The 12,894-nt window shown below is 57.6% G+C and carries 12 protein-coding genes; 5 read left to right on the forward strand and 7 right to left on the reverse strand.

Translation table 11 applies throughout. The features are described 5' to 3' along the window. Position 1: 1 nt before the first annotated feature. A complete protein-coding gene (locus tag ACR0NE_RS15605) occupies positions 2 to 907 on the reverse strand; it encodes a sugar nucleotide-binding protein (protein ID WP_170597134.1) in 906 nt (301 codons plus the stop codon). Between the two features lie 83 nt (positions 908 to 990). On the opposite strand from ACR0NE_RS15605, the gene ACR0NE_RS15610 reads away from it, so the two are divergent. After that, on the forward strand, positions 991 to 1,884 hold the full coding sequence (locus ACR0NE_RS15610; protein ID WP_170395159.1) for a LysR family transcriptional regulator: 894 nt from the start codon (positions 991 to 993) through the stop codon (positions 1,882 to 1,884). A gap of 6 nt (positions 1,885 to 1,890) precedes the next feature. Here ACR0NE_RS15610 and ACR0NE_RS15615 read toward each other — a convergent pair whose 3' ends face one another. Further along, a complete protein-coding gene (locus tag ACR0NE_RS15615; RefSeq protein WP_170515492.1) occupies positions 1,891 to 2,418 on the reverse strand; it encodes a redoxin domain-containing protein in 528 nt (175 codons plus the stop codon). Positions 2,419 to 2,509: 91 nt separating this feature from the next. Here ACR0NE_RS15615 and leuB point away from each other — a divergent pair, with 91 nt between their 5' ends. Further along, on the forward strand, positions 2,510 to 3,613 hold the full coding sequence (gene leuB / locus ACR0NE_RS15620; protein ID WP_170395155.1) for a 3-isopropylmalate dehydrogenase: 1,104 nt from the start codon (positions 2,510 to 2,512) through the stop codon (positions 3,611 to 3,613). A 57-nt stretch (positions 3,614 to 3,670) separates the two neighbouring features. Here the strand turns inward: leuB and ACR0NE_RS15625 are convergent, their stop codons facing one another. Next, on the reverse strand, positions 3,671 to 5,857 hold the full coding sequence (locus ACR0NE_RS15625) for a PBP1A family penicillin-binding protein (protein ID WP_170597133.1): 2,187 nt from the start codon (positions 5,855 to 5,857) through the stop codon (positions 3,671 to 3,673). Between the two features lie 257 nt (positions 5,858 to 6,114). Between ACR0NE_RS15625 and ACR0NE_RS15630 the strand changes: the two genes are divergently transcribed. Beyond that, positions 6,115 to 6,453: a P-II family nitrogen regulator gene (locus ACR0NE_RS15630; protein WP_039541190.1), complete on the forward strand. Its 339-nt coding sequence runs from the start codon at positions 6,115 to 6,117 to the stop codon at positions 6,451 to 6,453. A gap of 33 nt (positions 6,454 to 6,486) precedes the next feature. After that, positions 6,487 to 7,809: an ammonium transporter gene (locus ACR0NE_RS15635; RefSeq protein ID WP_170597132.1), complete on the forward strand. Its 1,323-nt coding sequence runs from the start codon at positions 6,487 to 6,489 to the stop codon at positions 7,807 to 7,809. 70 nt (positions 7,810 to 7,879) lie between these two features. On the opposite strand, the gene ACR0NE_RS15640 is transcribed toward ACR0NE_RS15635, so the two are convergent. From ACR0NE_RS15640 to ACR0NE_RS15655, 4 genes are all read right to left on the reverse strand, one after another. After that, positions 7,880 to 9,064 carry an amino acid aminotransferase gene (locus ACR0NE_RS15640; RefSeq protein WP_170515810.1) on the reverse strand — a complete coding sequence of 395 codons (1,185 nt, stop codon included), beginning with the start codon at positions 9,062 to 9,064 and terminating at the stop codon, positions 7,880 to 7,882. Next, positions 9,064 to 9,918, reverse strand: a complete 855-nt coding sequence (gene sseA / locus ACR0NE_RS15645; RefSeq protein WP_170395143.1) for a 3-mercaptopyruvate sulfurtransferase — start codon at positions 9,916 to 9,918, stop codon at positions 9,064 to 9,066. The genes ACR0NE_RS15640 and sseA overlap by 1 nt, the downstream gene beginning before the upstream one ends. Before the next feature lie 93 nt (positions 9,919 to 10,011). Continuing rightward, positions 10,012 to 10,281: a CBU_0592 family membrane protein gene (locus ACR0NE_RS15650; RefSeq protein ID WP_170395139.1), complete on the reverse strand. Its 270-nt coding sequence runs from the start codon at positions 10,279 to 10,281 to the stop codon at positions 10,012 to 10,014. A 14-nt stretch (positions 10,282 to 10,295) separates the two neighbouring features. Beyond that, positions 10,296 to 10,853, reverse strand: coding sequence for an XRE family transcriptional regulator (locus ACR0NE_RS15655; protein WP_170395136.1), 558 nt, complete (start codon positions 10,851 to 10,853; stop codon positions 10,296 to 10,298). A gap of 104 nt (positions 10,854 to 10,957) precedes the next feature. Between ACR0NE_RS15655 and ilvD the strand changes: the two genes are divergently transcribed. Further along, positions 10,958 to 12,790, forward strand: coding sequence for a dihydroxy-acid dehydratase (ilvD, locus tag ACR0NE_RS15660; protein ID WP_170395133.1), 1,833 nt, complete (start codon positions 10,958 to 10,960; stop codon positions 12,788 to 12,790). Positions 12,791 to 12,894 lie beyond the last annotated feature (104 nt).

The raw sequence follows: 12,894 nt of genomic DNA on the forward strand, positions 1-12,894 counted from the left end.
ATCATGACCGTATGACTGTGCCGAGTCGCTGGCGGGATTCATATTGCACAGGTTCAGACACGGCGTTCCTTAACGCATCATTTAGGTCGGTCTGCGCAAATTCCGGTAGCAGAGCATCAAAGAGGCGTCCGTCCAGCCGGTGAGAAGTATTCCATAGATACCTCATCTCAAACAAATGAGGCGCCATACGCCAGAACGGGCGGGCCAGATGCAAAGGCCACCATGCCATCTGTTTAAGGGTGAGTTTACGCCCCGCAACCTGCGAAAGCGCCAATGCCATTTCATTGCCAGTCAAGGTGTATCCAGCATAGGGGACATCGCAGAAACGCGGTAGCAGGCTGCGCATTTCTGCCAACTCCACAGCAGCGCGAGTTAAATCGGGCAGATAGGCCCAAGCATGCGCGATATCCGGATTGCCGGGATACACAAAGCGCCCGCGCCGCAAGTGTTTGATGAGAATCTGATCGAACCAATTGCCAGAGGCCGTGGTATCTATGAAATCACCTGCCCGCAACATGATGGTCCGAACCGACGAGGCGCGATAAGCCTCTTCCATCTCGATCCGAATGCGTCCCAACGGATTTCGCGCAAGATGCGGTGTCCTGGTAGACCAGGGGCCGGGCGTATCCGCACCGAAAACATAAACGTTCCCCGGGACAATGACCGTCAAGTCACGCTCTGATGCAGCGGCGATTACCTGACGATGCAACACTGGCACCTGCTCCGCCCAGTCGGGGTAAAGCGGATTCCAGGCGTTCACGATGACGTCTACTCCATGTACCGCCGCGCGCAATTCCTCCCTGCGTCGATCAAACTTTTGCACAATCCATCCCGCATCCGAAAAAGCTCTTGCAGCGTTGCGTCCAAATCGACCGGTGGCCCCGAGAATAAGTACCGTTTGTGGCATTGATCCCTCCGTTCCGGATCAATCTATTCATTCACGATGTTTTGGAAATTGCGAAAAATCGCAGATTATGTATTCGTTTTTGAATGGCTAAAACACTCCAACTATCCGACTGGTCCTTAGTTCAAAGCTTTCTGGCGGTTGCCGAAACCGGCTCACTATCCGCAGCCGCAAAGCAACTGGGTCGCAGCCAGCCGACGCTTGGTCGTCAGGTGCATGCGCTGGAAGAAGAATTGGGGGTCTCGCTGTTTGATCGTCACGCGCGTGGACTGACGCTCAGCGAGGTGGGGCAGCAAGTGCTGCCAATGGCGCAGCAGATGTACAGCGCAGTCAATGCCCTGGGGCTGACGGCAGCGGGTCAGGCGCAACAGCTGGAAGGGTCGGTCAGGATCACCGCTTCGGTATTTGTATCGCATCACCTGTTGCCGCCGATACTTGCCGCAATCCGTGAGGCAGAACCGGCGATTCAGCTTGATCTGGTCGCCTCGGATGCCAGCGAAAACTTGCTGTTCCGCGAGGCCGATATTGCCGTGCGCATGTATCGGCCCGAACAGGTCGACATCGTGGCAAAGCATATCGGCGAGGTGCCGTTATGTTTCTGCGCCGCCCAAAGCTATCTGGATCGTGCGGGGCGACCAACAACGCCGACAGAGCTGATGCAGCACGACCTTGTGGGATTTGACACCAATGAAGACATTATCACCGCTATGCGGAACAAGGGCTGGCCTGCCAGCCGGGACAGCTTTGCCACGCGATGCGACAACCAGACTGCCTATTGGGAATTGATCCGCGCAGGGTGTGGGGTGGGCTTCAGCCAACTCAGCATCGCACAGTCCGATCCTCTGGTCGAAGTGCTAGATATTGATGTCGAGATACCGGTGCTACCGGTCTGGCTGGCTGCCCCTCAGGCGATGCGACAGACCCCGCGCATTCGCAGAGTCTGGGATCTGCTGGCCGACGGGTTGAAGGCCCGGCTTTAAAACCGCCTACAGCGCGCCGGTATAGGTGCCGCGCGCAGGATAGTTATTGGCCAAGGTGAATTTCAAACCGCCGACGATGTCCGACATCGGCGGCCGCGCAAAAGGCGTTGTCTGCTGCCAGACGTAATAGAGGGTCTGATCAGGTTTGATATAGAAATGTCCTGGCTCAGCGAACAACGCTGGCTCGGCACTACCTTCACGAGCCACCGAGATGTTCAGGCCCCAGACATCCCGCGCGTCGGCCATGGACAGGCCGTATCCTACGCGCAGCTTCGACACTCCGGCCTTCTCAACCGTCTCGGCCGCACGTTCGTCGGTATCCGTGGTGATCATGATCACCTCAATCCCCAGCTCGGCGAATTCATCCAGCGCAGCCTCGACCTCACCCATTTGGCGAACGCAGATCGGGCAATGCAGGCCGCGATACTGAATCACCAGCGTTCCGTTTTCGCCCGTGTCGCGCTCAAGATCAAAGGTGCCATGGCTTACTGTTTCGATTTTTAGCGATGGGGCCGGATTTCCGGGTGTCAGCATGTGGTTTCCTCGTGATTTGATGGGTTCGTCTCATTGACCCGATGCGCCGCAAACGCTAGGGCCTGTGCGACAAAACGCAAGGAGACTGTCGATGTCCAACCCCTCGCTCCTCATCCTGCCCGGAGACGGAATTGGCCCGGAAGTTATGGCCGAAGTGCGCAAAATCATCGATTGGTTCGGCGCCAATCGCGGTCTTCAATTTGACGTGAGCGAGGATCTGGTCGGCGGCGCTGCCTATGATGCGCACGGGAAGCCCCTATCGGATGAGACCATGGCCAAGGCACAAGACGTCGACGCCGTGCTGCTGGGGGCTGTTGGCGGCCCTAAGTATGACGATCTGGATTTCAGCCTGAAACCCGAACGCGGACTGCTGCGTTTGCGCAAGGAAATGGACCTGTATTCCAACCTGCGCCCAGCTCAGTGCTTCGACGCGCTGGCGGATTTCTCTTCGCTGAAGAAGGATGTGGTCGCTGGCCTCGACATCATGATTGTGCGCGAGCTGACATCGGGTGTCTACTTCGGTGAGCCGCGCGGCATCTTTGAAGAAGGCAATGAGCGCGTTGGCATCAACACCCAGCGCTACACCGAATCCGAGATCGAACGCGCAGCACGTTCCGCGTTTGAGCTGGCGATGCGCCGGAACAAGAAACTGTGCTCGATGGAAAAAGCCAATGTGATGGAATCGGGCATCCTATGGCGCGAGGTCGTGACACGTGTCGGTCAGGAATACCCCGAGGTCGAGCTGTCACACATGTATGCAGACAACGGCGCGATGCAGCTTGTGCGCGCGCCCAAACAGTTTGACGTGATCGTCACCGACAACCTGTTTGGCGATGTACTATCCGATTGCGCAGCGATGCTGACCGGGTCTTTGGGCATGCTGCCGTCTGCCTCGCTGGGCGCACCGATGGCGAATGGCCGCCCTAAGGCCATGTATGAACCCGTTCATGGCTCGGCCCCGGACATTACAGGTCAAGGCAAGGCCAACCCAATTGCGTGTATCCTCAGCTTCGCCATGGCACTGCGCTACAGCTTTGACCAAGGCGACGAAGCGGATCGTCTGGAAACCGCGATCGAGAAGGTTCTGGCCGACGGCGTTCGCACAGCTGACCTGCTGGCCGAAGAAGGGGTTGAGCCGGTTTCGACCAGCGAAATGGGTGATGCAATTCTGGCAGCGCTAGACGAAAGCGTCTGATCTTACGATCATTCAGACATCAAAGGCGGTGCCCAGCGCACCGCCTTTTTTTGTTGGTCAGTTTCCGAAGATGTTGTTCAGCAGGTTGTTGATCGCACGGTCCAAACCGGTTTGATTCTTACGGCGCTGTTGCTGCGGCTGCGCGGTTCTAACCGGTGGGTCCGGCACCAACATGGGCAACGGCGTGGGCGTCATCCCTTCTGTCACGCGCAGCATGGTCTCTTTCCATATCTCCGCCGGCAAGCCTCCACCCGTGACACCTGACAACGGCGTATTGTCATCATACCCCATCCAAACGCCCGTAACGTAGTCCGCGGTAAATCCGATAAACCACGCATCACGTGCGGCCTGGGTCGTGCCGGTCTTGCCCGCCACCTGCCAGCCCGGCAGCTTTGCCCGTCCGCCTGTACCTTCAGAGACCACACGCTCCATCATCCAGGTCAGTTGTTTGGCGGCCTTGTCGTTGATGACGCGTTCACCGATACCGGTTGTCGTGATCATAACTGGATCGGTCTCACCAAGCAGCTTCAACTCGGTCAGACCATAGGGTTCCACCGCTGAACCGCCGTTCAGGATACCAGCGTAAGCGCCCGTCATCTCTATCAGCGTGCTTTCCGATGCGCCGAGCGCCAGCGCGAGTCCCTCGGCCAGATCACTTGAAAGGCCGAAACCACTGGCAACCGTGCGCACGTTGTCCAGCCCCGAGATATCCGCCACTTTGACTGCGGGAATATTCAACGAATTCTTCAACGCATCTGCTAATGTCACCCGGCCATAGAACTTATTGGTGTAGTTCTTCGGGCACCACTGACCTGAACCTGCGATGTTCCAGCACGTTGGTTCATCCATCACCGTGTCCAGCGGTGAATAACCCAACTCCAAGGCCGTCGCATAGACAAACGGTTTGAACGACGAACCCGTTTGACGCAGAGCCTGCGTAGCCCGGTTGAACGCCCCCGAAACACGGGTCTTGCGCCCACCGACCATACCTCGAACCGCGCCATCCGCTGACATCACCACAATAGCGGCCTGCGCTTTGGACCCTTCGCGCACCTTCTCCTGGAAGATGAATTTCAGCGCCTCTTCTGCCGACGTTTGAATGCGCTGATCCAGTGTGGTTCGGATCACCACGTCCTCGGTTGTGTTACGTGTGAAAAACTCGGGCCCGCTGGCCATGACCCAATCGGCAAAGTAACCACCAGCACGCGCGGCAGCGGCCTCGGACAACTGCGCCGGACGGCTGCGGGCCTCGCTGGCCTGCGCGCTGCTCAGATAGCCCTGAGCCTCCATTAACCCAACCACCAAACGTGCCCGATCTTGTGAACGTTGCAGGTTGTTCGTTGGCGCATAGCGTGTCGGGGCCACCAATAGACCTGCCAGCATTGCTGCCTCGGCCGGAGACACTTCGGCTGCTGAAATACCGAAATACCGCTGGCTGGCGGCCTCGAAGCCGCGGGCTCCCGCACCGAGGAAGGCGCGGTTCAGATAGATCGTCAGAATTTCATCCTTGGAGTATTTGACCTCCATCGCAATGGCATAAACTGCCTCTTTCGCCTTGCGCCATAGCGAACCCTGACGGCAATCGGCTTCATATGCAGCCTCAGACTCCCATTCGCTGGGCTCATAAGGCACACCCAGGCATAGAAGTTTCGCGGTTTGCTGGGTGATCGTTGAACCACCGTGACCAGACAGCGGTCCACGTCCTTCGCTCAGGTTGATGCGTACCGCGCTGGCGACACCGCGCGGGCTGACGCCGAAATGGCGGTAGAACCGCTTATCCTCGGTTGCAATCACGGCGTTCTTGAGATGCGGCGAAACTGTATCCGCCGTAATCACGCCGCCAAACTGATCGCCACGCCAGGCAAAGACCTTGCCGTCGCGATCCAGCAAGGTCACCGAACCGCGTGCCCGCCCATCAAGCAGGGCATCGACATCCGGCAATGAGGTGTAAACAACACCCACCGCCAGCGCCAACAGCAACCCCGCCACTGCGCCGACCCTCCAACTGATCCCCCAAATTATGCGCCAGAACCAGCGGAACAGCCGGCGGAAAATGCCACCGCCCTTCCCACCAGAACTGCGCCGCGTTTTCTTCCGCGCCGTTTTGCGCGGAGCGGCTTTTCGGGCCGTCGACTTCTTACCAGCGGGTTTTGCAGCCCGCTTGGTCGCCGCAGGCTTTCGGCCTTTGGTCGGGTACCTTTTATCCGCGACAAGGCGCGATTTGCGACGGTTGGACTCAGTCATGCTCAAACTCTGCCCGGTTATGCTTTTGGGGCACCATACCCCGCCGGAACGGCCATGTAGAGGTGTGAAATACCCGTATTTCCCCTCACAAGTTTGCCTATATTTTCACCAAGTAGCGTGTTTTGTGCAAAAATTGTGCATAATTGCTGATTTTTTACCCTCATTTACCCTCCGAAAACGTTCCATCTGAACCTCTGTCGCGCATTTTTCTGCAGGTGCAAAATGCCGGGCCGCCCGGAGTAGTAGAGGGGAAAGACGTGAAACTGATCATTGCGACAATCAAACCGTTCAAGCTTGAGGAGGTGCGCGAGGCACTGACCAATGCAGGCGTGCGCGGCATGATGGTGACTGAGATCAAAGGGTTTGGCTCGCAATCGGGTCACACCGAGATTTATCGCGGTGCCGAATACGCCGTGAATTTCGTTCCCAAGATCAAGCTTGAGATCGTGGTGCCCGCCACCATGGCCGACCAGATCGTCGAGACCATCACCACAACCGCCAAGACCGGCAAGATCGGTGACGGCAAGATTTTCGTCCTCGATGTCGAGCAAGCCCTGCGCGTGCGGACCGGGGAAACCAACGAAGAGGCGCTTTAAGCGCGCTCATTCACAATCACTCGAGGACTGACAATGAACCTGATGAAATCTCTCATCCCTGCCGCTGCGATCGTCGCACTGCCGCAGATGGGTCTTGCGCAAGAGGCCGCTACCGGCGAGCCCGCGCAACACACCCAATATATCTTCACCACGCTGCTGTTCCTGATGGGTGGCTTTCTGGTGTTCTTCATGGCTGCAGGCTTTGCCATGCTCGAAGGTGGGCTGGTGCGGTCCAAGAACGTCGCGATGCAGATGATCAAGAACATCGCGCTGTTTTCAATCGCCGCGATCATGTACTGGCTGATCGGCTTTAACCTGATGTATCCCGGCGACGGCTGGACTATTTCGGGCTGGCTGGGTCCGTTCTTCTCAACCACTGTGCTTGACCCGGTGGGCGTCGGTGCAGATGCCGCGGCACTCGACTACGCCTCGATCGGGTCGGATTTCTTCTTCCAGCTGGTCTTCGTCGCCGCAACCGCCTCGATCGTATCCGGCGCGGTGGCTGAACGGATCAAATTGTGGCCCTTCCTTGCCTTCGTTGTTGTCCTAACCGGCATCATGTACCCGATCTCGGGCTCGTGGCAGTGGGGTGGTGGTTGGCTGTCCGAAGCAGGCTTCTCGGACTTCGCTGGTTCAACCATCGTGCACTCGGTCGGTGGCTGGGCGGCTCTGGCAGGTGCTCTCATCCTTGGGCCGCGCATCGGTAAGTACAAGGACGGTAAAGTGCACCCGATGCCTGGTTCGAACCTGGCTCTGGCCACTCTGGGTACCTTTATCCTGTGGCTGGGTTGGTTCGGCTTCAACGGTGGTTCGCAGCTGGCGATGGGCACTGTAGGAGATGTCTCGGACGTATCGCGCATCTTTGCCAACACTAACATGGCCGCTGCATCCGGTGCCGTTGCCGCCCTTATCATGACACAGCTGCTGTACAAAAAGCCCGACCTGACCATGGTGCTGAACGGCGCGCTGGCGGGACTGGTGTCGATCACTGCTGAGCCGCTGGCCCCAACCCTGTTCGGCGCTCTGTGGATCGGTGCTGTGGGCGGCATCATTGTGGTCTTCGCGGTTCCGATGCTGGACAAGTTCAAGATCGACGACGTAGTCGGCGCCATCCCGGTCCACCTGTTCGCTGGCATCTGGGGCACCATCGCCGTGATCTTCTATGGCGAAGCCAGCCTGATCACTCAGCTGACCGGGATCATTGCTTATGGTGTCTTCACCTTTGGTGCTGCTCTTATCCTTTGGTCGATCCTGAAGGCCACCGTAGGTATCCGTGTTAGCGAAGAGGACGAGATCAACGGCCTCGACATGGCTGAACTGGGTATGGAAGCGTATCCGGAATTCTCCAAAGGCTAATAGCCAACCAAGTAAAAACAAAAAAACCCGGGCGTTCGCGCCCGGGTTTTCCTTCATTCAAAGATATCGCTCAGACGCCGACATCGACAATCGCCTGCGCCAAAATGGGCACAGTATTGGCGTTCAAACCAGCGATGTTCAGACGGCTGTCACCGACCATGTAAATGCCGTGATCGGCACGCAGCTTTTCAACCAGTTCTGGCGCGGCCCCCAGTCGCGAGAACATGCCGCGATGCTGGGCGATAAATCCAAATCGATCCGATCCACTAAGGCTCTGCAACTCATCAGCCAGTTGCTGACGCAGGCCCAGCATGGAAAGGCGGACATCTTCCAATTCGGTCGCCCAATCTGCCCGCAGAGCATCGTCATTCAGGATCGTCGTCACCACCCGCGCGCCGTGATCAGGCGGGAACGAGTAGTTCTGGCGGTTCAGAAATGCCAGCGTAGACTGGTTCAGTGCAGTCTGTGCCGGATCGTCACTGATCGCCATCAGCAGGCCGGTGCGTTCACGGTAGACGCCGAAGTTCTTCGAACAAGACGCCGCGATCAGACAGCGCTTCACTGACGATGCCACCAGACGGGTTGCCTGCGCATCTTCTTCCAGACCGTCGCCAAAGCCCTGATAGGCGATGTCGATCATTGCGACGAGGCCACGCGCGTTGATCAGGTTCACGACCTCTTGCCATTGCACCATATTTAAGTTGGCACCCGTTGGGTTGTGGCAACAGCCGTGCAGAAGAACCACGTCGCCTGCATTGGCAGTTTTCAGGTCCTCGATCATACCGTCGAAATCGACGCCACGCGATTCTCCGTCGAAATAACGGTATTGGACTGTCTCGATCCCTAGATAGTTCAGGATCGACAAATGGTTTGGCCATGTGGGGTTCGACACGAAAACACGCGCGGTGGGGTTGGCCATACGGATCATCTCAAACGCCTGACGACAGGCTCCGGTACCACCGGGGGTGGCTACGGCTGCAATGTTGCCACGCGGGACAGAATTTCCGAGGATCAAGTCGATCATCGCGTCCGCAAAGGCTGGATCACCAGCCAGACCGGTATAAGCCTTGCTCTCCTGCTCTTCGAGAATACGCTTTTCAGCTGCTTTCACCGCGCGCATCACCGGAGTGACCCCCTCGGCATTCTTGTAGACGCCAACGCCCAGATCGATCTTGTGATCACGTGGGTCGTCGCGGTACATCTGCATCAATGCCAGAATCTTGTCTGCTGGCTGCGGTTTAAGGTTCTCGAACATCAGTTCTCTCCGGTTGCGACGGGCAGGGTTGGGAAGGCACCCCATTCAGCCCAGGAGCCGTCATAAAGCGCGTGGTCTTTCTTGCCCATGCGTTCCAATGCAAGGCTGAGAATTGCGGCAGTCACACCAGAGCCACAGGATGTGATCGCGGGTTTCGATAAGTCGACGCCGGCATCTTCAAAAACCGCGCGGCAGTCTTCGGGCGACTTCATCGTGCCATTCTTGTTCAACAGCATTCCAAAAGGCACGTTGCGCGAGCCTGGGATATGACCCGAGCGCAACCCCTCGCGCGGTTCGGCTTCGGTCCCGAAGAAACGGGCCGCCGAACGGGCATCGATGATCTCGTGATCCGCAAGCTTCGCGGCTGAGGAAACTTGCGTCACATCGCGGACAAGGTGGTTCTGAACCCGCACCGTCATATGACGGTCGCGAATAATGGGGGGCAGGTCTTCGATCTCGCGCCCTTCGGACTGCCATTTGGGCAATCCACCATCCAGAACGGCAATATTGTCCTGTCCCATCAGACGGAACAACCACCAGACCCGCGCCGCCGACATCAGCCCCGCGCCGTCATAGACCACGACCTGATGGCCATCGCCAACGCCCATCGCGCGCAGGCGCGACATGAACTTCTCGACCGGAGGTGCCATATGCGGCAGGTCAGAACGATGGTCGGATATCTCATCAATATCAAAGAACCGCGCACCAGGGATGTGGGCAGCGTCATACTCTGCCTTGGCGTCTCGCGCTTGCTGCGGCAGGTACCACGACCCATCCAGAATCCTTAGATCCGGATCCTTGAGATGTGCGGCAAGCCATTCGGTAGAAACGAGGGTTTTTGGATCGTCCTGCATCTATGCCTCCCCTAAGCGAGCTTGGGTTTTCCCTATACTTGGCAGGATGCAGGTTCAAGGCTGGATAGCGCTAGCGTCCCGACCACACTGGATTTATCGCAATCGACGCAGGCGATAATACTGGATGATCCCAATAACGCTGATGATGATCCAGAAGCCTTCGATCAGCATCGACGCCAGATTGAAGTTCTGCAGCAGTGAGAACACGATCAGCACCGAACCGATAAGATTCACCAGCGGAAAGGCCAGATCCTCCGAGTTCATCACTCGCATCTGGGTCGCAAAATATGCCGCAACTACGATCAAAGCCCCGAATGAGCCGATGGCATCGACGACGGTCAAACTGTCCAGTAGTGCGGTCATTGTATGGGGCTTTCCTATTCTGAAACTTCCGCTGGTTGCGAATAGTGGTGCATATTTAGAAAAGCAGCTCCCTGATCACCAGCGCGGTATCCATGCGGCACATCCGCAGAAAATCGCAACCCTTGACCGGATTGCAGCGGAACCCAGTTTCCATTTCGCAGCACGTCCAAAGCTCCGCTCAGAACAAAAACCTCTTCGGTTACGCCTGCTGCATGGGCCGGAGATTCGTGGCTTTGATTGGGTGACAACTCGACATGAAATGTTTCGGCCCCCAATGCGGGATCAAAAGGAAAGACAATCTTGACTTCAATACTTCCCGGAAATCTCACGGTACTGAACACATCAGCGTCTGTCGTGTCACGCATTGCAGCAGTACCAATCAAAGCACTCAGCGGGAGCTGGAAACCCTTCGCGATCTTCCACAGGGTCGCGATGGTCGGGCTTGATTCGCCACGCTCGATCTGGCCCAGCATGGCTTTGCTGACCCCGGTGAGTTCCGCGACTTTTGACAGGCTCAGCCCGGATGCCGCCCGCACATCCCTTAGTTTCAGCGTTAGTTCGTCCGATTCCATACCCGCGCCCTGCGATTTGTCTTGTGCGTTATAACGTACATATGATACGTGCGCTATAACGTACACGCCCAATATCGCAGTTTGGGCAATAGGGATACAGCATCATGCCAATGTACCGATCCAGAACCTCCACCCATGGCCGCAACATGGCCGGTGCCCGCGGCCTGTGGCGCGCCACCGGTATGGGAGACGACGATTTCGGCAAACCGATCATCGCCATCGTCAACTCGTTCACCCAGTTTGTACCCGGTCACGTCCACCTGAAGGACCTGGGACAGATGGTTGCGCGCGAGGTTGAAGCCGCTGGCGGTGTCGCCAAAGAGTTCAACACCATCGCGGTCGATGACGGCATCGCCATGGGCCATGACGGGATGCTGTATTCGCTGCCCTCGCGTGAGGTGATTGCGGATTCTGTTGAATACATGGTTAACGCCCACTGCGCGGACGCTATGGTCTGTATCTCGAACTGCGACAAGATCACGCCCGGCATGTTGATGGCGGCCATGCGTCTGAACATCCCTGCGATCTTTGTCTCGGGTGGACCTATGGAAGCGGGCAAGATCGACATCGCCGATCTGGACGCCAAGAAGATCGACCTTGTCGACGCGATGGTTGCCGCAGCGGATGATCGATTTACCGATGAGCAGGTGCAACACATTGAAGAAAACGCCTGTCCAACCTGTGGTTCATGCTCGGGCATGTTCACCGCGAACTCGATGAATTGTCTGGCCGAAGCACTGGGTCTGGCGCTGCCGGGCAATGGCTCGACCCTGGCCACACATGCCGACCGTAAAGAGTTGTTCTTGGAAGCTGGTCGCCGCATCGTCGAGATCACCAAGCGCCACTATGATCTAGACGAGAAAGGCTTCCTGCCGCGTGAAATCGCCACGTTCGACGCGTTCGAAAATGCCATGAGCTTGGATATCGCAATGGGTGGATCGACCAATACGGTGCTTCATTTGCTGGCCATCGCGCACGAAGGTGAAGTGCATTTCACCATGTCCGACATGGACCGCCTGAGCCGCCAGGTGCCCTGTTTGTGCAAAGTCGCGCCCAACATCGAAAACGTGCACATGGAAGACGTCCACCGCGCTGGTGGCATCTTCTCGATCCTTGGTGAACTCAGCCGCGCAGGCTTGCTGCATGAGGATTGCCATACAGTGCATTCGGGCACCATGGGCGAAGCAATTGCCAACTGGGACATCAAAGTCGCCAACAACCCGAAGGCTCAGGACCTATTCAAAGCGGCGCCCGGCGGCGTGCGTACTACACAAGCCTTCAGCCAGTCGAACCGCTACAAGGAGCTCGACACTGACCGCGAAGGCGGCGTGATCCGCTCGAAAGAGCACGCATTCAGCCAGGATGGCGGTCTGGCGGTATTGTTCGGCAACATTGCGCGCGACGGCTGTATCGTGAAAACTGCGGGTGTGGATGAGAACATCCTGAAATTCACAGGCTCAGCTTATGTCTGCGAAAGCCAGGACCAGGCTGTCAATGACATCCTGACCGGCAAGGTCAAGGAAGGTGACGTGGTGGTGATCCGATACGAAGGCCCGCGTGGTGGGCCGGGAATGCAGGAAATGCTGTATCCGACTTCGTATCTGAAATCCAAGGGGCTGGGCAAAGCCTGCGCGCTGCTGACTGACGGTCGTTTCTCGGGTGGCACCTCGGGCTTATCAATCGGCCACGTCTCGCCCGAAGCAGCGGAAGGTGGTGAGATCGGTTTGGTGAAAACCGGCGACACGATCGAAATCGACATTCCCAACCGCAGCATCCATCTGGCGGTCTCCGACGAAGACCTGGCCGCGCGGCGCGAAGAGCAGGACGAGAAGGGCTGGCAGCCCGTTGCACCACGTAAGCGTAAAGTGTCCACCGCGCTAAAAGCCTATGCCAAATTGACGACCAGTGCCGCAAAAGGGGCCGTCCGTCAGGTCTAAGCACTGCGGGTGAGCGAACACTCCCGCACCCGATACATGGAATCGGCTGCGCCGATTCCATGTATCGGAATTTGGGCCCGGCGCCGCGCTTGGCGCGGCGCCGG

The organism is Ruegeria sp. C9 (genome assembly GCF_056537585.1).

Coding starts and splice junctions, on each gene's coding strand:
- ACR0NE_RS15605 (WP_170597134.1), bottom strand. CDS start 907: ATGCCACAAACGGTACTTATTCTCGGGGCCACCGGTCGATTTGGACGC.
- ACR0NE_RS15610 (WP_170395159.1), top strand. CDS start 991: ATGGCTAAAACACTCCAACTATCCGACTGGTCCTTAGTTCAAAGCTTT.
- ACR0NE_RS15615 (WP_170515492.1), bottom strand. CDS start 2,418: ATGCTGACACCCGGAAATCCGGCCCCATCGCTAAAAATCGAAACAGTA.
- leuB (WP_170395155.1), top strand. CDS start 2,510: ATGTCCAACCCCTCGCTCCTCATCCTGCCCGGAGACGGAATTGGCCCG.
- ACR0NE_RS15625 (WP_170597133.1), bottom strand. CDS start 5,857: ATGACTGAGTCCAACCGTCGCAAATCGCGCCTTGTCGCGGATAAAAGG.
- ACR0NE_RS15635 (WP_170597132.1), top strand. CDS start 6,487: ATGAACCTGATGAAATCTCTCATCCCTGCCGCTGCGATCGTCGCACTG.
- ACR0NE_RS15640 (WP_170515810.1), bottom strand. CDS start 9,064: ATGTTCGAGAACCTTAAACCGCAGCCAGCAGACAAGATTCTGGCATTG.
- sseA (WP_170395143.1), bottom strand. CDS start 9,918: ATGCAGGACGATCCAAAAACCCTCGTTTCTACCGAATGGCTTGCCGCA.
- ACR0NE_RS15650 (WP_170395139.1), bottom strand. CDS start 10,281: ATGACCGCACTACTGGACAGTTTGACCGTCGTCGATGCCATCGGCTCA.
- ACR0NE_RS15655 (WP_170395136.1), bottom strand. CDS start 10,853: ATGGAATCGGACGAACTAACGCTGAAACTAAGGGATGTGCGGGCGGCA.
- ilvD (WP_170395133.1), top strand. CDS start 10,958: ATGCCAATGTACCGATCCAGAACCTCCACCCATGGCCGCAACATGGCC.